The following is a 20,862-nucleotide window of genomic DNA, read 5'->3' on the forward strand; positions in this document are numbered from 1 at the left end:
AAAAGCCCGCAAACTAAGGTTTGCGGGCTTTTTTTGTGCCTGCCTTATAATCGTGAAGGCAGGCTTATCGTGTTGCGATTACGATAAATTTTTAGCTAACAACATTATTCAGCAAGTAATGCGTTTGCTTTAGCGACGAGGTTAGCAACCGTGAAACCAAAGTGCTCTAGCAATACAGCACCAGGCGCTGATTCACCAAATGTATCCATACCGAGTACGTCACCATCTTGGCCAACATACTTGAACCAGAAGTCACGGTGCGCAGCTTCAACTGCAATTTTTGGAGTACCCGCTGGTAGTACGCTTTGACGGTATGCTTTGTCTTGGCTATCAAACTGATTAGTCGACGGCATAGATACCACGCGAACTTGCTTGCCTTGTGCTGTCAGTTCAGCGGCAGCATTAACCGCCAGTTCAACCTCTGAACCTGTTGCAATTAGGATAAGTTCAGCTGTTTGTTCGCTATCAACAAGTACATAACCACCTTTAGCGATATCGGCTACTTGCTGCTCATCGCGCGCCATCGCTTTCGTGCCTTGGCGGCTGAAAATGAGTGAACTTGGGCCTGTTTCTTTTAATAACGCTTGACGCCAAGCAACCGCTGTTTCTGTTTCATCACACGGACGCCACGCAGTCATATTCGGGGTCATACGTAGGTTTGCAATTTGCTCGATTGGTTGGTGAGTTGGACCATCTTCACCTTGACCAATTGAATCATGAGTATACACAAAGATGCTTTGTGCTTTCATTAATGCAGCCATACGCACAGCATTTCGCGCGTATTCCATAAACATTAAGAAAGTCGCACCGAATGGGATAAAGCCACCGTGTAGTGCAATACCATTCATGATAGCGCTCATACCAAATTCACGTACACCGTAAAAAACATAGTTACCATCAGCGGCATCTTGTAAGCCTTTAGCGTCTGGCCACAATGTTAAGTTTGAACCGGCAAGGTCAGCAGAGCCACCCATTAGTTCAGGAAGCTGCTTTGCAAAGAAAGTAATTGCGTTTTGTGAAGCTTTACGCGTTGCAATGTTTTGCATGCCAGCTTGGCATTTAGCAATGTACTCATCAGCTAATTCTGCGAAGTTAGCAGGGAGTGTTTTTTCAAGTACGCGACGAGTATATTCTTTAGCTAGTTCAGGGTGTGCTTTGCTATAGGCAGCAAACGTTTGTTGCCATGCACTTTCTAACTCTTGACCTTTCGCTTGAGTATTCCACTCGTTGTACACGTCTTGCGGTACTTCGAATACAGGGTGTGGCCAGTTTAATTGCTCACGTACCGCAGCGATTTCATCGTGACCAAGTGGCGCACCATGACAGTCGTGGCTACCCGATTTGTTTGGCGAACCAAAACCAATCACAGTTTTACAGCAAATCAGTGTAGGTTGCGTGGTATTGCTTTGCGCCGCTTCGATTGCGCCCGCAATTGCATTCATATCGTGACCATCAACATCACGAATAACCTGCCAGCCATACGACTCAAAACGCGCAGGTGTATCATCAGTGAACCAACCTTCTACTTCACCATCGATCGAGATACCGTTGTCATCCCAAAATGCAATGAGTTTTCCAAGGCCTAACGTACCTGCCAACGAACATGCTTCGTGCGAGATACCTTCCATTAGACAGCCGTCACCCATAAAGCAGTATGTAAAGTGATCAACAATATCAAAGTTCGGTTTATTGAATTGTGCCGCTAAAGTTTTTTCAGCGATAGCCATACCGACTGCGTTAGCAATCCCCGAACCTAATGGGCCTGTTGTTGTTTCAACACCCGGTGTGTAACCGTATTCAGGGTGACCCGGTGTTTTAGAATGAAGCTGACGGAATTGCTTAATATCTTCGATGCTAACGTCGTAGCCGCTTAGATGTAACAATGCATATTGCAACATTGAGCCATGCCCATTTGATAACACAAAACGGTCACGGTTAGACCAGTCTGGGTTTAATGGGTTATGACGATGAAAGTTTTGCCACAATACTGCGGCAATATCAGCCATCCCCATGGGCGCACCTGGGTGACCTGAGTTAGCTTGTTGAACAGCATCGACAGCAAGTATGCGAATAGCATTTGCAGATTGAGAACTAGGCAGAGTCATCTTATTAGCTTCCTGTTAATATTATAATATAATTAATATCGCAAAAACTCAGTCAAATAGCAACTTAATAAAGTGTCATGTCAGTAATGACGTGCCCCTAACGCGGTTTTAAAGTGTTAAATGAGCGTGAATATGCACCGTTTAATACTTTGTAATACTCTGTTTATGTTGCTCACGCTTTTTTTAGCGACCTCAGCATCACAAACACATTAATTATTAATTCATGCGCTTACATTATTTAGTTTACAAAAACCAACCAATGCTACAATTTGGTACATTATTTCATTGTTCAAGTTAACAAGAACACCTTAGTGTTAACACGTTTTTTCGCTGAGGTTTTTATTTGTGATAGTTAACAGTGGTTGCTCTATTGGGCTTCGCATTATTTTACTCTTAAGCACGCTTTACTTGTCTCCTCAGGCTCACAGTACCGCGCCTGCCTATTTAGCAGATGAAGGATTGAGCCTTGGCATTAGCTTAGGGTATGGGCAGCTCGATAATCCGGTTTATAATAAAGGGGATATTCCACTTTATGTGCTGCCGCGCGTAGAACTGTTTGTCGGTGATTTCTCGTTCGCAAATACGCAACTAACCTGGACACCGATAACACGTGAAAACTATCAACTCTCGGTGTTCACTCAACTAAACGAAGACGGGCTTTACTTTGCTAAGCATTCCGCTGCACTCGCAGCAATAAGGACTATAAGTGGCCGCCCTCCAATGGGGTCAATTCCACCGGCAATGGGTGACATGCCGCCCACGACCCAAAAAAGACGCGGCGATATAGGCAGTATTAGTAACCGTAAACTCTCTTTTATGACTGGCGCAGAAGCGCTATACGATTGGCAAAACTGGCGCTTTAGCGTGAGTTGGGCAATGGAGCTAACCAACTATCATAAGGGTTTACAAGGCGCACTTTCTGCACAGCGCTTATATAAAATTGATCAGCATCTACTTTTATTGGGTATCGAAGTACAGCATTTAAACAGAGGGTTAGTTGATTACTATTATGGCACTAGCCAACAAGACGTGCAGGTGGGGTTTAGCCGCTTTGAAGGTCGCTCAAGTCAAAAGTATGGCCTTAAGGCCAGCTACCAATACCACTTTAGTCAGCAATGGCAATTTATTAGTGATGTAAAGTACCAGCGCTTATCTTCGGGCATCGCCGACAGTCCACTCATAAACGATAGCAACTTGCTTTCTTTTTATGCTGGCATTGCATGGAATTACTAAACAATGCTGCGAACTAACTCATTTTTACTCATGATGCTTATCCTCAGCTTCACCCTTAGTAAACTTGCCTTTGCTGAGTCGAGTCATATTGAAGTAACACCCAGTAACTGTGTAACTATTGAGCAAGATTGTGTGATGAATATTAAGGTAGATTGGTTCACAGAGGCCACCAGCACGGTGTGCATTCGTGTTACTGATCAGCAAGTCAGGCTATTTTGTCAAAAGCCAAAACAAGGGCACAACTTCCTTATCGCTGTACGAAACAATCGAAATATTGTTCTAGAGCTATTAACCGAGCAACTTATCCCGTTAGAAAGCACTGAAATAAACGTTTTTTATCAAAATATTAAAAAACGTCGCCGTGATATCGCATGGAGTATTTTTTAATGACCAAGCATAATAAAATTTTATATATTGAAGATGACCTAAAACTGGCTCAATTAGTCGTAAATTACCTGATGAGTAATGGGTATGAGGTTGATCATTTTGATAATGGCTGCCATGCGTGCTACCAAGCAAGTATGAAGAAGTTCGACTTGATTTTACTCGATATCGGCCTTGGTAACGAAGATGGTTTTGACGTATTCAAAGAGCTAAAGCGCTATCAAGACAGTCCGATTATTTTTATGACTGCCAGACAAAGTCAGGTTGATCATATAACAGGGCTAGAATTAGGAGCCGATGACTACCTTACCAAGCCTGTATCACCGTCTATTTTATTAGCAAAAATTAACAACACGATTCGCCGCACTCAACAGGTTAAGCCTCAAAGTACTGTACACAACGCCCATAACATACGGTTTGGCTCACTGAGTATAAATACCATTCAGCGCGAAGCTTATTTGCATAGCCAACCTCTTGAATTAACCAGTGCAGAGTTTGAATTACTAATACAGTTAGCCAAGGCTCCAGGGCAACTTATCAGTCGCGATCAGCTTTTTGATAGTGCAATTGGTCGTAAATATGATGGTCAAAGCCGCACAATTGATGGCCGTATAAGTCGGCTCCGAAAAAAGCTCGGAGACGAATCTGTGCCACCCCAAAAAATAGTCACCGTGTGGGGCAAAGGGTATATTTTTTCACCTCAAGCTTGGAGCTAACTTGCCTTGTTTAGGCTGTATTTTTACCTCTATTTAACCCTCGCTGTTTGCCTAAGTAGCGCAGCGTGGGTACTAGAGACTTATTTTCCTTCTCCTCCCGCTCACTCGTTAGAACAGCAACTCGCACACCACCTGCTAAGTGTAGAAAGCCAAGTCGATAATGCGTTAATAAAAAAATCGCCCCTTGCCAGTTTCTACTTAGGCGATGCTTTAAAACAACCCCTGTTACGAGGCGAAGTGATCAGTGTTAATGACCCTGAAGGGAATGTGTATTTTCATCGACTTGCTGTCGATGGTGACACCATTTTAAGCGCTGGCCCTTACGTACAAACAGAAGAAACAGCATCACAATCCCTCGTGAGTCTGGTTTTTTATAGTAGTGTTGCATTAGCGGTGGTTATTTTTACCGGCCCATTACTGATTGATTTAAGTAAACTACGTAGAGCAAGTAGCAAAATTTCAAATGCTGATTTTAGCCCGCAAGTTCAATTTAGCCGCTTTAGTTTATTAAAAAGCATAGGCGATACCTTTGATAATATGGCACAGGCACTTTATAACCGAAACCAAAGTCAGCGCGAACTTATCAACGCCGTTTCACATGACTTTTTAACCCCGATTTCACGCGCTAAGTTTGCCCTCGAAGCCGTTGACGATAACAACCATTATCGCCACAGTATTTTGCAAGACATTATTGAGTTAGAGCTATTAGTTGAAGAGTTTTTAACTTATGCAGAGCTTGAACAGTGTGAGCCACGCATATTAATTAAAGACTATAGCCCTGATGAATTACTCCAGCCCTGTATTGCTAAGTTTATGAGTTATTGTCAGCTTGATATTCGTATTGATTGCCAACTAGAAAAAATAAGTGTTGATAAGCAAAGCTTTCAGCGCTTACTGCAAAACTTACTTGGTAACGCTGTGCGGTTTGCTAAACAACATATTGAGATCACCTTAAAACACACTAAAAAAGGCACGTTACTCATCATCGAAGATGACGGGCCAGGTATACCAGAAGCGATGCGCGCAACCTTAATGCAGCCTTTTTCTAAAACGGCCTCTGTGCATCAACGTGGCTATAAGGGAGTCGGCTTAGGCTTGTCAATCGTGAAGCAACTCTGTATTTGGAATAACGCACAGTTTAGTTTAGACAATAGCAGCCAGCTCACTGGCGCCAAGGCAAGTATTCATTTTTTGCGTTGATACTCCCTCCCCGAAAATGTACCAAGATGTATCAGTGTGTGCCATTTATTTACATTATATTGATGTTAGATACACAACTGAACACTATCCCTAGTGATTAAAATCGTTCGCAACAAATAGCGAGCTCATAATTAAAAAATCCTTCTAGGGAACTAAAGCACATGTTCAATATGAAAAAAGTATCAGTGATGGTCGCTTCTGCACTGTATATCAGTGCTGGCACTTCACATGCTGCACTGAATCAAGCACAAGAATGGGCTGAACAACCCGCTGATTATGCGCCAAAACCAATGGTTTCTGCTGAAACTAATTGGGATGGTAAAATCAACCAAACGGTAAAGAAACAAAGCCGTATTTTCACGCCAGAAAAAGACATCACAGGTGTTCAAACTTATATTGTTCAATTAATTGATGCACCTATTTCAGCTTATGATGGCGGCCTAAAAGGCCTAGCAAGTACACGTGAAACAGTGGCAACAGCTAGACAAACAACCGCAAAGCCACTTGATTTAAATAAACCTGAAATTGCAAGCTACTCAAATCACCTCGCAAGCAAGCGTCAAAATGTTGTGAACTCTGCACTGACACTTCAAGGTCTGCAATTAAAAGTAGATCGTGAATTTAGCGTCACTTTAAACGGCTTCACCACCCGAATGACCCAAGAAGAAGCTGCGCGTTTAGCAAAAGTGCCTGGCATTAAGCACATCGCACGCTCTAAGATATACCCACTAACTACGTTTAACACGATTGAGCAAACAGGTGCAAAAGCACTGTGGAGCAACAGTCAAAGTGGCCTAACAAGTAACAAAGGTGAAGGCGTTGTTGTCGGTATTATCGACACGGGTATTAATACTGATCACCCATCATTTGCTGCCGTAGGCGATGATGGCTATACACACACCAATCCACTGGGTGATACTTACTTAGGTGATTGTGCTAAAGCTGAATTCGCAGATCGCTGTAACGATAAGCTCATTGGTGTGTATTCATACCCAGAAATCACGGTAGCGTATTCTGATCCTGTATTTGAAGAATCGCGTCCAGCGTATGGTGAAGATTATAACTCTCACGGTTCTCACGTTGCAGGCACCGCAGCGGGTAACGTGCTTTATGATATTACTTATAAAGAACCTGGTTACGGTAGCCAAAACTCTGGGACTGAAACGAACCTTATCTTCCCGCAAGTGTCAGGTATGGCACCGCATGCAAATATCATTTCTTACCAAGTTTGTTGGCCTGGTGCTGCTGGCGACCCATATGCGGGCTGTCCAGGTAGTGCAATTATTGCCGCTATCGAGCAATCAGCAATTGATAACGTTGATGTCATTAATGCCTCACTTGGTGGTTTTGAGGAAGATCCTTGGGTTGAACCTATTGAGCAAGCATTTTTCAATGCGGCAAACTCAGGTGTGTTCGTTGCTGTTGCAGCCGGTAACAGTGGCCCTTACTTACAATCAGCTGATCACTCATCTCCTTGGGTAACAACGGTTGCTGCGCATACTCCCTCTTCGCAAGTTGTGTTTAGCGATAAAACTCTTGAGAACTTATCAGGTGGCGACACTGACGCACCAACAGACATGATTGCTGCTGGCATTACCTTTGACGAGCTAACGGGTTTAATTGTTTCTGCGTCTGATTACCCTAACCCAAATGAGCCAGTGTCACGCTACCAAACAGACTGTGATCAGCCTTATCCAGCGGGCACCTTTGACTTTACCGATGACCCTAACACGCCGGATATCGACGAAAGCCAAGAAGACGTTATTGTTGTGTGTAAGCGAAGCAATAAACCGCTTTACGCAAAAGCAAATAACGTATTAGCCGGTGGCGCTGAGGGTGTCATTATTTACAACCTATCGTCATACCAAGACCGTAGCCCAGCACCTCAACTGCCTTACCCTGCGCCTACAGCACATGTAACCAATGCAGAAGGTGTTAAACTACTTAATTGGTTAAGCACAGGCTCAGGTCATAAAGGAACCATTACAGCAAACTCAGCTAGCACAGAAGAAGTAGATGAAGAGCGCATTGCGTACTTCTCAAGTCGCGGTCCATCATACTTTGGTTTTGATACCTTGTTAGTTGATGTTGCTGCACCGGGTGTTGATGTGTTCGCAGCGAGTTCAGACGACCAACCGTTTTCTAAAAACCCATCATCAACAGACTGGCAAACGATGTCGGGAACATCAATGGCAAGTCCGCACGTTGCTGGTGCTGCCGCATTGCTTAAACAGTCTCATCCTGAATGGTCTTTAATGGAGATTCAATCAGCGCTAATGTTAACAGCAAGCAACAACCTTAAAAATGCACAATACCTTGATAACTATAAAGATGAAGGCTTTGATTCATCTTTACAAGATATGGGTGCGGGTCGTATGCATGTTGACCTTGCTGATAAAGCCGGTTTAGTGATGCATGAAAGCATCGAAAATATGAAAGCGGCAAATCCTAATTTAGGCGGCCGCTTAAAAGCACTTAACACGGCTTACATGGTTGATAATAACTGTGGCCTAGAATGTAGCTTTATGCGTACAGTGACAGCAACAGAAGATGCAACGTGGAGCGTATCAGCTGAAGAGTGGATTGGTAACAGCACAATTACTGTAACGCCGAGTGAGTTTTCACTAAAAGCCGGTGAAACACAAAACATTGTTGTTGAAGTGAAAATGAACCAAGTTGCTCAAGCAATTGATAATATCGAGGTATCAGGAAACCAAGGTCAAATAAAATTGGTTTCGAGCAACCCTAATTCACCCGTTCTAGAAATGCCAGTATGGACATTTAACGGTGATACAGGATTACCGAGCTTTATTAAAGTAGATGCGCATCGTCGTTCTTCAACAATTAATGTAGGTCCTTTCAACACCGATGAAGTGAGTGATTTCACATCGCGCTCTTTTGGGTTAGTGGAAGGCCAACAAAACACCGTAAAATTATTCACAGACACCACCAGCGGCGACCCATTTGATTTAGTCGACGTCGATGGTGAAATGGTTAACCCTAACCATATTGAGTGGACTACCGTACCACAAGACGCAAAAATGCTGAGTGCAAGCCCAGTAGGCGAAGCCTCTCGCGTGCTTATGTTTATGGGTAAAGACAGTAATAACGATGGTTTAGCAAGCATGGATGAAACTATCTGTATGTCTACCAGCTTTACTGTTACCAACTTCTGTAACATTGTTGACCCAGAAGCAGGTGAATATTTCACCGTTTACATGAGCTTAGCAAATGTTCCTTCGGGTGAAGAAGACCAAGGCCGAGATATCACTTTTGCAACAGCAGTGGTTCAAGAAGGTCAAAGCAACCTAACAGTCAGTGCTCCAGAGAAAATTGCAGGTTACAAAGACTACGAACTAACACTGTCGTACAACTTACCTGACATGGAAGTAGGCGATATATATTTTGGTGGTTTTGACTTAGGTAGCAACCCTGAAGATGCTGGTAACCTTGGTTTTGTTCCTGTCATTATCAATCAAATTGATAAAGACATGCGCTTTACAGCAAATAAAGAACAAGCGACTGTGGGTGAATTAGTTGACTTCAAGATTGAAGTAATCGCAAATAATGAACAAGCGGCTCGTAATTTCACAATTGATACTGCTTTCCCAGAAGGCATCGAAATTATTGAAGACAGCATTGTTGCGACAGCATCAACTCCAGCAACACCTGAACTGGTAGACAACGTATTATCACTTCAAGGTACGCAAGAGACGACCAAAGATGTGGCTCGTAACTATAAAATTACCACGAATCTAACAGATGAAATGTGTACTCTTGGAGCAGCTAAATCTCCGTACCCTAACTATTTAGACTTGCGTACACTTGGCTGGCGTACACTTGAAGGAGTTCAAGGCCAATACTGGAACGAGTTTGAGTATTCATTTAAAGAGTTAATGGCAACAGATCTCGATGTTTCTTTCCCATTCTTTAATAAATACCATTTTGATTCAATCAAACTTAACCCAGCTGGTTTAGTGACGTTTGGCTCTAACGGCCGCACAACACCATTCCATGTAGAACTTCCATCAGGCGGCGGTTTCCCACCACCACCTCCGTATCTTATTGCGCCTTTCTGGGTTGGTGATAACACAATCCCTGAGCGTGTAGATGGTACTTATGGTAACTATGAAGCTAACGCGGGTATTACACCAACTTATACTCAAGCACGTGATTGGCTAGTCCTTGAGTGGGATAACATCCAACGCTCTCAAGTAGAAGGGCAATCAGTTGACGTTGAATTGTTCATGCGTATGAATATTGCTTATGAGCCAGGCGAATATGAAATGATGTTTGCTTATGACAACGTTAACCTCGCTGATAACCAAGGTTCTATTGGTTTCAAAGCTGCTGACGGTCGTATTATTGTTAATGGTGATATGCCAGTAGATCTTAACATTGGTGATGGTTTTGCATACGACAACCTTGATGAAGTTGTTCATGATGAGCTTGTAGTATGTATGGATTATGTAGGCCCTGAAGTGTCTAAGTTTGACGTTCAGTTCCAAGCGTATATTGGCGAAGCTGCTGCAGCACAAATGCATACGCTGACGGTTAAAAACGGCTTAGAAGGCGCTGATGACGAAGTGTTAACCTTAGAGCTTAACGTACTGGGTAATATTTCATTATCTGACTTCCCTGATATGCAAGTTGAAGAAAACAAAGCTATTAGCTTCGATGTACTTTACGCGGATGAAAACAACGTAAGTAACCAAATCGATGTACTAGGCAATAACTTTAGCTATGAAGTTAGCGGTAATACATCGGGCAGTACAGTAACTGTTACGCCAAATGAAAACTTCCATGGCGATATCGATGTTACTGTCAAAGTAAGTGACAAAGTAAACCCTGCAGATGCAGCAACAAGCTCATTTTTATTATCGGTTATTTCAGATGGTATTGAGTTAGGTTGTACAGACTCTGAAGCTATTAACTTTGACGAAAATGCAAACAAAGATGATGGTAGCTGTGTTTACTCATTAGCGGAGCTTAGCATCGTTGAATTACCTGATATGACGGTAATGGAAAACGGCAAACTAGGTAACATCGCAGTAGAGCTTTCTCGCGAAGTAGACGCAGAGTTTACTCTTGCGGTCGCAGCTGACAATGCAGATGTAACTATCGACGGTACGATGTTTAGCATTACTCCAAATGCTAACTTCTATGGCGTTATTCCTGTCACAGTAACCATGACTTCAGGTGAAACTGTATTAGCAACTGACTTTGAGTTATCGGTTATTTCAGATGGTATTGAGCTTGGCTGTACTGATACAGCTGCAACCAACTTCAACCCAGAAGCGAATACTGATGATGGAAGTTGTGAATACCCTGAAGAAATTGAAGAAGATGACGACAGTGGCTCATTTGGCTGGTTATTACTAGCGTTTGCACCACTTCTGACGCTTCGTCGTAAGAAATCTCAAATTAACTAAGGATGAGTTAATTAGGATAGTTAAGAAGTAATGCCGATATGCTTGCATATCGGCATTTTTCATTTTACAAATACTTAAGCCACGGTTTTTTAGTTTTACGTTTGTATTCACTAAACTTTTTGGTTGGCCAATAGAGTCCAATTATTAAGAGTAAAGTAATTAACCAAACACTTGATATATCACTTACCCCAAAATAGTGCCCTTGGTTTGCCCCCCATATCAACATACCGACTTGATACATGGCGAGCAGCACATACAGGTGTAATATATAAAAAAACATAGGCACAGAACCATAAACGCGCAGCGCATTGGTCACGCGGTTAAGGGGTCGCTCAAACGCCCATAAACCAAGAAACATCCCCGCCAAGGTTATCAATAAAAAGTTTAATGATGGCGGATACTTCGTTACATTGAATACCGACATGATCGTTTCTGTGGTGGTGCTAAAGGTTTGCCAAGGCAGCGTTTCACCATAAATATTAAAACCACGCAGTACCGCGAATAATCCTACACATAATAGTGCTAACAGCAGCAATGCTCGTTTACGCGACTGCGCTTTTTGCGTATGTGCATATAGTGGCCCTGCGCAATAACCCAGTAAAATCACACCAATCCACGGCAATACAGGGTAGCTAATTTTTACGTCAATTAAGCCACCTTGTGATAAATAACCTCGATCATGCAAAATCGTCCACAGCGAATAACCAAACTCATCGGGCGTGAAACTGATTGGAGTAAGTAAGTTATGCCCGAATACAATCACTAAACCCAATGCTAACAATAGTCGTTGTGGTAAGTTAATTAGCAATGCCAGAGCCAACATACACAAGCCAATAGCCCACATCACTTGCAGCCAAATCGTGTGGTAATACCCCATCCACGAAAAGCAAATTAACGTTACTTCAAGCGCAATTAAAAACAGCCCTCGTTTTACTAAAAAGCCGCGAGCAGAGCGTGCGACACCCGTTGCTGGGTGACTGTACAACCACGCCGACAGCCCCGTTAAAAAGATAAAGGTTGGTGCACAAAAGTGGGCCGCAAAACGACTCCAAAATAAGCTGGGTGAAGTAACATCAACGTCCATCGGATCAGACACTTGCATATGCAAAAAGAAGCGTTCTCTGACATGATCTAGGAGCATAATTAAAATAACGACCCCCCGCATAATGTCGATACTATGAATACGACTTTTAAGCTGCTCAGAAGTCATAGCTTACCCCCAGTTTAAATTGTGTTGGTGCTCCAGGATAAGCCCACAGTGCATTGTAGCTACTGGCAATATATTTTTCGTTAAAGATATTATCGACATTTAGTGACACAGTTGTTTGCTCTGTTGCACGCCATTTTGCGAATAAACCCACTAATTGATAGCGTGGGATGCGAAAAGTTAAATCGGCAGGGTCCCCTAAACGATCTGACACATATTGATAATGCCCCCCGACCTTAAGCTCTTGAGAAAATAGTGTCAGATCATGATTAAAACTTGCAGAAAAGTTATTCTTTGGCACGTTAACAAGCGGGCTGCCCTTTGGAATAGGCACTATCCACTCAACATTTAAACTGTCTGTTGCTGTCTCAGCGTCAACATAGGCATAAGATAGGTTGTACTCAGTGTTCGCGCCCAGTGAGCCTGTTAAATCAAGCTCAACACCTTTACTTTTGGCTTTGCCTATTGGGGCTGAATACCCCACATTAACAGGATCTGCCACCAGCATATTGCTCTTAGTCGCATCAAATATTGCCACTGTACCAGTGATTTTTTCGCTGCTAAATTTCACACCGACTTCGAACGAGTCACTCTCTTCAAAGCCAAATGGCTTACCTTCAGCGTCGGTGCCACTTAGAGGTAAAAAACCCTCTGAGTAACTTGAGTACAGATTAATGTTATCGTTTAGCACGTACACCATACCAAAACGTGGGCTAATACGATTTTTTTTACTGTGTGATGCAACGCCCGACTTCGTTTCGAAAATATCTTGTTCTATTTCATCAAAACGTAACCCAACCATCACTTTTAGGTTGTCAGTTATATCTAACTGATCTTGAATATAAAGACCGTAAGCACGTTGTTCCTCATTGTTCTCATATTGCATACCCATTTCAGGGCCTTCGATAGGCGTGTAATCTGGCTCATGGATATCAATTGTATAAGTGCCATAACCACCGCGGTAACGATATAACCCTGTACGTAACTCGTATTCATATGCATCAGCACCGAGTAAAACATGATTAGTAATACTTGCAATATCAAACTGACCGCTCAGCTCAAAACGCACGGAAACATCCTCAGATTCATAATCTCGATAGCGGTGCTGGCGCGTTAAGGTTGTTCCATCATCAAATAATGATTGGCGCGATGGCGATAATTCTGCATCTGAAGACTCACCAGTTAAAGTGGCTGCACGATAATTAGCACCAGCAAGTAATGACCAATCATTATTAAAATTATAGTTATAGTTGAGTTGATGGCCTCTGGAGTGAACTTTTGTTGGCGCATCATTTGGGTTACCTAAAAAGCGTGACTCCGGCACAGTCTCAATATTGCCATTAAGAATCACAACACCTCGGTCGTACATTTGTTGTTGGTCAACATATTCAAACTCATAGGTGAGCGATGAGTTATCAGTCACTTGATAGTAAAGCGAAGGTGTAATCACTAATTTATCGTGGTGCACATAATCACGAAAACTATCGCTGTCTTGCCACGCACCATTAATGCGAAATGCTAAATCATCAGTCACACCATTGGTATAATCACCTTGAACTCGCTTATGTTCATCACTGCCCAGTTCAGCCTTAAACTGGCCTTGTTGGTAAAACTGTGGCTTTTTAGTAATAATATTAATAGTACCACCCGGTTCAGAACGACCATAAAGCGCAGAGCCAGGCCCTTTTAACACCTCAATGTATTCAATATTCGAGACATCTCTTGGCCCTGCAAAGCCTCTTCCACCACTAAAGCCATTAATTAAATACCCCGAAGGCATGTTTTCATTACCAGACAAACCGCGAATAGAGTAGCTATCCCACAAGCCCCCTCCATTATTTTTACGGCTGATACTCGCCGAAAAATCGAGCGCATCACGAAACTTAGTTATGCCATTATTAGTGAGCATATCTTTACTTAAGGTCGTGATCGATTGCGGTAGCTCTTTGGCGGGTATATCCCCCCGAAACGCTTGCTTGTGTTCAATAATAATAGTTTCTATATCACTGTTATCAGTCGCATTCACAGCCGTGCTTATTACAACAGCTAAACTAAGGGGAAGGGTTGAAAACGTCATAGGTTGGTACTTCAAAAAGATTAAACGATTATTTGTTATAAAATAACACAAATAATCGTATTGATATAGTATAACAAATCATTTTGTTGCTGTTTTATACCCACACCACTTATTTACATCCGGCTTTCTTATCTTTAGTATTTATCGCTGAACAAAAAACAAACATGTTACGGATGACTATGTACAAATCGCTATTCGCACTATCACTGGCTTGCACATCTGTAAGCGCATACGCCAACCCAGACTTATCACGTAAAGTACCGTTTGTGGATATTCAAGCACAGGTACTTGATACCTCAGCCGGTGAGCTAACATGGCAGCGACTGCAGCAAATTCCAAATGTTCAATACCCTCGTGAGCTTTTAAATAAGCAAGGCAGTGGTTGCGCGATTGTTAATTTTAAAGTCACACCACAAGGCCAAGTAAAAGCGATAAATATTGAAAAATCTGCACCTAAGCGATACAGCAAAGAAGTCAGAAAAGCCGCAAGGAAAATCGTCAGAGACTGGCGCTGGCCAGAGCGCACCGATGAGCAGGTGGTTGATTTAACCATGCGTTTTGACTACTGCCTAACCCATGATTTCGATAAAAAGAGTGATGCCATTGCACAGTGTATAGATCATTCAGCGCAAGCGTGTGAGTAAACAACAAATTTGCACCACTGATACTTGAGCGAATGCGCGGTATTGCCTACAATGGCGCACAATTTATTCAATGCAGATCGCAACTATGACCGATACAACAAAACCAGCACTACCTGATCAACTTTCTATCAACCCACGTAGCAAATTTTATGTAGAAGAAGTATTCGAACATGAAATTGGTGTAAAACTAAACGGTAAAGAGCGTTTTGACGTAGAAGAATACTGCATCAGCGAAGGCTGGATCAAAATTGCAGCACCTAAAGCACTAGACCGTCGCGGCCAGCCATTACTTATGAAAGTAAAAGGCACTGTTGAGGTTTTTTATAAGTAAACTCTGTCTTACTGTAAATGAACAAGCCGACTTTCGTCGGCTTGTTCATTTTTGTTACTTACGACGCCAGCTACTCCAAACATCGTCTTCTTTGTTCACTTTATTTTTCTTCTTTTTCTTACCCGTGCCTTCCGGTTTTGCCATTGGCTTATCATTTTTAAGCGCCTGTGCAGCATCAAGGTTTGCTTTATTCACTTCAAAACCTCCCACTTGCTCTCGCTCCAAGCGTAACTTATTTTTCTTTTCGATTATTCTAAAGTGATGAAAGTCTTCATAATCAATCAGTGATAACGCTAAACCCACTTCACCAGCACGGCCACTTCGACCAATGCGATGCATGTAATCAGCGGGGCTGCGCGGTAAATTAAAGTTAATCACCACTGGCAGTTTTTCAATATCTAAACCGCGGGCAGCAATATCAGTGGCAATTAGTACGTCAATTTCACCCGCTTTGAATTTCTCGATTACGCGTGTACGCTCGCTTTGGCCTTTATCGCCATGGAATACTTGTGCGTTAATACCGCGTTTTTCTAGTTTATTGGCTAAGTGCTCACAGTCTTTTTTGGCGTTCACAAAAATAAGTGCTTGGCGCCATTGCTGCTGTTTAATTAAATGCGCTAAAACGGTGGTTTTCTCGCCTTTATTTACCGTGAATACACGCTGCACCAAGGTGCTTTCATCTTTGTTTTGTAACTGAATCTCTAGCGGATTTTTTAACAGCTCTTGCGTTAATAGCATTACTTGCTCAGGGAACGTAGCTGAAAACAACATCGTTTGCTTTTTAGCAGGCATTAACGCCAACAACTCAGCAAGCTCTTCTGTAAAACCAAGGCTCAATAGTCGGTCAGCTTCATCAAGCACTAAGGTGTTTACTTTATCTAGCTTAATGGCATTGCTTGAAATTAAGTCGAGCAAACGCCCAGGAGTTGCCACAATAATATCGGCACCGCCGCGTAGTGCCTGCATTTGTGTATTAACCGACACCCCACCAAATACAGCCATCGTTTTAATCGCGCCATTAAAATAAGCAGAATACGATTTAACATTATCAGCCACTTGCGTTGCAAGCTCACGCGTCGGCACCAAAATAAGCGCCGATACATAGTTACCTTTAGCATCTCGCTTTAATGCACCCTGTGATATTTTTTGCAATATAGGTAGTGCAAACGCCGCTGTTTTACCTGAGCCCGTATTCGCTCCTGCAATTAAGTCATGTCCCGCCAAGATACTTGGAATTGCTTTTGCCTGAATAGGTGTAGGCTGGGTATATTCAAGATCAGACAATCGAGCAACTAGCTCTGGAATAAGGCCAAGTGCATTGAAATTACTAGGGTTTGAGGCTGAGGTCATAAAGGTGTGGGCTCATTACTAAAATAGCCTGCAATTTTAACGCATTTATTGCCCGGTAAGTAGGGATTAGTGATTTAAATACCTTTTAGATGATAGCCACTGGTTTATGATAATTGCTCAATATTAAAAGAGGCACTTAAAAAGCCAACAACTAAGTTGGCCATATTATTAACTCTTACTCAACTGTGCTTCTAACCTCGTTTTTGTCTCTTTTAAGTAATCTAGATAGGGGTAAGTGTCATCTGCGACCGCTATTGCAGCTTCGATTTGAACCAGAGCTTGTCGAGTATTACCTTGCATTTCATAGCCATATGACAAAGCTGACAGTGCATACGCTGATTTAGGATAGTTTTTGATATTGTACTTAAACACCTCAATAGCCCGCTCAAATTGCTGGTTATCCGTTAAGCTGTAACCTAGTAGCCTAACAGCACGGTCTGGTGGCGCTATTTGCTCGCCCCATTGCTGAGATAAGCGTTGATAATAAGCATCAATTGATGAAACATCATCGCTCAATGCACTCAAAGGCATCTGTTTAGATAAAAATAAGCCATGGTAAGCATTAAATGCTCCGGCAGCTGAGGTTAAGTTATGCGAAACGCCAGCAAAGGCGTCGCTCTTAAAACGCAGATTTTGCACCTTACTATTTTGCATAGTTTGCTGCATATCATCGTATCTTTCGCGCATAATGCCGGCTTCTTCACCGATATTTATATATACATAGCTGTTGATACTGTTGGCTTTAGTAACAAAGGTTTTTAAGCTCTTAGCCGGAGCGCCATAGTTCCACCATACCGCGGGGCTATAAGCAATATGCGCTTGAAATAGCTCTGGCTTAGCCTGCATAGCGTAAAGAGCAAATACACCTGCAGCTGAGGCTCCCGCAATAACGCTATAATCATGAGTGCGATACTGTTTATTAACCAGAGGCATCAGCTCTTGCTCTACGAAAGCTAAAAACTTTGCTGCACCACCGCCCTCGCCAACGGGTCCTTGCGGTTCTTTGTTCACGGTGGGATAAAAATCTCTAAGTCGATTGGTACTTTCAATCGCAACTACAATCACCTCTGGCGCTTGGTCATCTTGTTGTAAGCGCTCAAGCACTGCATTAATTAATGGTAAATTACCTGCCCCATCTAAACGATAAATAACGGGAAATCTTTTGTTTGGATATGTTTGATAGCTTTTCGGTAATTGCACAACGACAGTACGCTGCTCATTAAGCATACTTGATTCAAAAGTATGCGTTTGCTGGCTGTAATTTATAACCGGCTCATCTGCCGCTGGTTGAGCCATTACATGGTTAGTACAGAGTAAAAAACCGCTAATACAGAGTAACTTAAATAATCGCACGACTTATCCTTAAGAAATATTGGTAATTTTTTAAGCTAACAGAATTACAGGTATAAAAAAAGGCGCCTAGAACGCCTTTTTTAAAAATTCAACTAATTGATTTTACTCAACTGTCACCGATTTCGCTAGGTTACGTGGTTGGTCTACGTCGGTGCCTTTAATCACCGCTACGTAGTATGAAAGTAACTGTAGTGGAATTGTATATACAACTGGTGCAATCACGTCATCAACATGGTTTACGTTGATCACACGCATTGTTTCGTCAGATTCGAAGTGTGAATCTTTATCTGCGAATACATAAATAATACCGCCACGAGCACGTACTTCTTCTACGTTTGATTTAAGCTTTTCAAGTAGCTCGTTGTTGGGTGCTACAACAATAATTGGCATGTCGGCATCAATTAAAGCTAGCGGGCCATGTTTAAGCTCACCTGCTGCGTATGCTTCCGCGTGAATGTATGAAATTTCTTTCAGCTTAAGCGCACCTTCCATCGCAATTGGGTATTGTGAGCCACGGCCTAAGAATAGTGAGTGATGCTTGTCGGCAAATTCTTCTGCTAACTCTTCAATGCCATCCGCTAATAACAATGCTTCTTCAAGCTTGTTAGGGAGTGTTTTAATTGCATTGACAATTGCACGTTGGTCGAGGCCTTTTTCTTGCGCAATAGACGCTGTTAGCATTAATAAGCCAACAAGTTGTGTTGTGAAGGCTTTCGTTGATGCAACGCCAATTTCGGCACCCGCTTTCGTCATAAAGGCTAAATCAGATTCACGTACTAAAGATGAACCCGGTACGTTACAAATGGTCATCGATGCCATGTAACCTTGCTGTTTAGCTAATCGCAATGCAGCTAGGGTATCGGCTGTTTCACCTGACTGAGAAATAGTGACTAATAAGCTGTTTTCATGCACAAATGATTCGCGGTAACGGAACTCAGATGCAATCTCAACGTTACAACTCACACCCGCAAACTGTTCAAGCCAGTAACGAGCCACCATTCCTGAGTGATAAGACGTACCACAGGCAATAATTTGCACGTGTTTTACATCTTTAAAGATTTGCTGGGCACTGTCGCCAAAGGCATCAATCGCTACAGTGTCATTAACAAGGCGACCTTCAAGTGTATTACGAACCGCAAGTGGCTGTTCGTAAATTTCTTTCAGCATGTAATGACGATATTCGCCTTTACCTGATGCATCTTGAGTGATGTTTGATTCAATCACTTCACGCTCTACAGCTTCGCCATTCGCATCAAAAATTTCCACGCTATCACGGGTAATACGCGCTACATCACCTTCTTCAAGGTAAATAAAGCTGCGTGTAACAGGTAGTAAGGCAAGTTGGTCAGATGCAATAAAGTTCTCACCAAGACCTAAACCAATCACCAGTGGGCTACCTGAGCGCGCGACGATGATTTCGTTGTCGTTCGCTTTATCGAAAACAACAGTACCAAATGCACCTTCAAACTGCTTAACTGCAGCTTGTACTGCTGCTAATAGCGTGTCATGTTGCTGACGTAACTGGTGAATAAGGTGCACCATTACTTCGGTATCAGTTTCTGATAAAAACTCATACCCATCGCCTTTTAACGCTTCACGTAGGCTGGCATGGTTTTCAATAATACCATTATGAACAAGGGCAATTTCGCTTTTTGAAATATGCGGGTGCGCATTGGCCTCTGTTACACCACCATGCGTTGCCCAACGCGTATGTGCAATACCGGTAGTGCCATTAACAGCGGCATCATTAAGTGCAGCTTCTAAGTTTGCAACCTTACCCACTGCTTTAACTGTGTTTAGTTCATTACCTTTAAGTAAAGCCACACCTGCTGAGTCATAGCCACGGTATTCAAGGCGCTTTAAGCCTTCAACAAGAATTTTATTTACTGGGCGTTCTGCAACAGCCCCAACGATTCCACACATAATCTCTCCTTTTGCACATGCCAAAGTGTTTTACTTTGGGCAGTATGTGTTGTCATAAAATTTATGTAATAAGGTGTTGTCGGTCTTATTACGGGTTATTCAATGTCTGCACAAATCAGCTGTACACCACATTTTCTTATCGCCTCGCGTTTCTCTTCGCTAAGGTTGTTGTCTGTGATAAGTGTGGTAATTTGCTGCCAAGGCAGTTCTAAATTCGGTATTTTTCGGCCTATTTTATCTGACTCAACAAGAACAACGACTTCACGAGCCGATTCAGCCATTACTTGGCTAAGGCCCACTAATTCATTAAAGGTCGTTGTGCCTCTATCTACATCAATGCCATCGGCACCAATAAACAGTTGGTCAAAGTCATAAGAGCGCAAAACGTTCTCTGCAACTTGGCCTTGAAACGATTCTGAATGCGGATCCCAAGTGCCGCCGGTCATCAATAATGTCGGTTCGTTTTCCAGCGCTAATAAACGGTTAGCTACTTTAATAGCGTTTGTCATTACTACTAGGCCACGTTTACTTGCAAGCTCAGGGATCATGGCAGCCGTTGTGCGACCACTGTCTATGATCACTCTGTTATGATCTTTAATAAGGCCCGCAGCCGCTTTAGCGATTGCGATTTTACGTACTGAGTCTTCTTCATCACTCACAATCTCTTGCGGTAATGCAATAGCCCCACCATAGCGGCGCAGTAATAAGCCACTTTTTTCAAGCGCTGTTAAATCTTTACGAATGGTCACTTCGGAGGTTTGAAACTGCTCAGCCAGCGCTTCAACGGCTACTTCGCCAAGTTCATTAACCTGACTTAATATTGTATGACGACGTTGTTGAGTGTTTCGTTTTGTCATTAACCTGATCACATAAGTTTCGTTTCGAAAGTTACGGGATTTTAAACGAA

General features: G+C 42.6%; 14 protein-coding genes. 7 read left to right on the plus strand and 7 right to left on the minus strand.

All coding sequences use genetic code 11. From position 1 onward, the window contains the following. Positions 1-104: 104 nt before the first annotated feature. On the minus strand, positions 105-2,105 hold the full coding sequence (gene tkt, locus H3302_RS15830) for a transketolase (protein WP_182395876.1): 2,001 nt from the start codon (positions 2,103-2,105) through the stop codon (positions 105-107). 345 nt (positions 2,106-2,450) lie between these two features. Here tkt and H3302_RS15835 point away from each other — a divergent pair, with 345 nt between their 5' ends. The 5 genes from H3302_RS15835 to H3302_RS15855 all read left to right on the plus strand — a co-directional run bounded on the left by H3302_RS15835 (position 2,451) and on the right by H3302_RS15855 (position 11,070). Then, positions 2,451-3,338 (plus strand): MipA/OmpV family protein, encoded by an 888-nt coding sequence (locus H3302_RS15835; RefSeq protein WP_036973629.1) that lies wholly within the window; start codon positions 2,451-2,453, stop codon positions 3,336-3,338. A gap of 3 nt (positions 3,339-3,341) precedes the next feature. Continuing rightward, the gene (locus H3302_RS15840) at positions 3,342-3,725 is read left to right on the plus strand and encodes a DUF3019 domain-containing protein (RefSeq protein ID WP_118844767.1); all 384 of its coding nucleotides are present in this window, start codon (positions 3,342-3,344) and stop codon (positions 3,723-3,725) included. Then, positions 3,725-4,438, plus strand: coding sequence for a response regulator transcription factor (locus H3302_RS15845; RefSeq protein WP_036973631.1), 714 nt, complete (start codon positions 3,725-3,727; stop codon positions 4,436-4,438). The genes H3302_RS15840 and H3302_RS15845 overlap by 1 nt, the downstream gene beginning before the upstream one ends. 6 nt (positions 4,439-4,444) lie before the next feature. Next, the gene (locus H3302_RS15850; protein ID WP_036973632.1) at positions 4,445-5,638 is read left to right on the plus strand and encodes an ATP-binding protein; all 1,194 of its coding nucleotides are present in this window, start codon (positions 4,445-4,447) and stop codon (positions 5,636-5,638) included. A gap of 170 nt (positions 5,639-5,808) precedes the next feature. Further along, the gene (locus tag H3302_RS15855) at positions 5,809-11,070 is read left to right on the plus strand and encodes a S8 family serine peptidase (RefSeq protein WP_259369867.1); all 5,262 of its coding nucleotides are present in this window, start codon (positions 5,809-5,811) and stop codon (positions 11,068-11,070) included. A 64-nt stretch (positions 11,071-11,134) separates the two neighbouring features. Here the strand turns inward: H3302_RS15855 and H3302_RS15860 are convergent, their stop codons facing one another. Further along, on the minus strand, positions 11,135-12,280 hold the full coding sequence (locus tag H3302_RS15860; protein ID WP_182395880.1) for a DUF1624 domain-containing protein: 1,146 nt from the start codon (positions 12,278-12,280) through the stop codon (positions 11,135-11,137). Continuing rightward, positions 12,270-14,354: a TonB-dependent siderophore receptor gene (locus tag H3302_RS15865; RefSeq protein ID WP_182395882.1), complete on the minus strand. Its 2,085-nt coding sequence runs from the start codon at positions 14,352-14,354 to the stop codon at positions 12,270-12,272. Before H3302_RS15865 ends, H3302_RS15860 begins: the two co-directional genes overlap by 11 nt. Positions 14,355-14,533: 179 nt before the next feature. Between H3302_RS15865 and H3302_RS15870 the strand changes: the two genes are divergently transcribed. Together H3302_RS15870 and H3302_RS15875 are read left to right on the plus strand one after the other, a co-directional pair. Continuing rightward, entirely contained in the window at positions 14,534-14,998 is a 465-nt protein-coding gene (locus tag H3302_RS15870) for an energy transducer TonB (protein WP_182395884.1), read from the plus strand. A gap of 85 nt (positions 14,999-15,083) precedes the next feature. Next, complete coding sequence (locus tag H3302_RS15875; RefSeq protein ID WP_174403901.1) at positions 15,084-15,329, plus strand: DUF3297 family protein; 246 nt, start codon at positions 15,084-15,086, stop codon at positions 15,327-15,329. 54 nt (positions 15,330-15,383) lie between these two features. Here H3302_RS15875 and H3302_RS15880 read toward each other — a convergent pair whose 3' ends face one another. The 4 genes from H3302_RS15880 to H3302_RS15895 all read right to left on the minus strand — a co-directional run bounded on the left by H3302_RS15880 (position 15,384) and on the right by H3302_RS15895 (position 20,812). Beyond that, positions 15,384-16,679 (minus strand): DEAD/DEAH box helicase, encoded by a 1,296-nt coding sequence (locus H3302_RS15880; RefSeq protein ID WP_074989534.1) that lies wholly within the window; start codon positions 16,677-16,679, stop codon positions 15,384-15,386. Positions 16,680-16,847: 168 nt separating this feature from the next. Further along, positions 16,848-18,032, minus strand: a complete 1,185-nt coding sequence (locus H3302_RS15885; protein ID WP_036973638.1) for an alpha/beta hydrolase — start codon at positions 18,030-18,032, stop codon at positions 16,848-16,850. A 102-nt stretch (positions 18,033-18,134) separates the two neighbouring features. Beyond that, positions 18,135-19,955, minus strand: a complete 1,821-nt coding sequence (gene glmS / locus H3302_RS15890; protein WP_182395886.1) for a glutamine--fructose-6-phosphate transaminase (isomerizing) — start codon at positions 19,953-19,955, stop codon at positions 18,135-18,137. Positions 19,956-20,050: 95 nt separating this feature from the next. After that, positions 20,051-20,812, minus strand: coding sequence for a DeoR/GlpR family DNA-binding transcription regulator (locus tag H3302_RS15895; protein ID WP_036973640.1), 762 nt, complete (start codon positions 20,810-20,812; stop codon positions 20,051-20,053). Positions 20,813-20,862 lie beyond the last annotated feature (50 nt).

The organism is Pseudoalteromonas sp. MT33b (genome assembly GCF_014117385.1).
Lineage (GTDB): Bacteria > Pseudomonadota > Gammaproteobacteria > Enterobacterales > Alteromonadaceae > Pseudoalteromonas > Pseudoalteromonas lipolytica.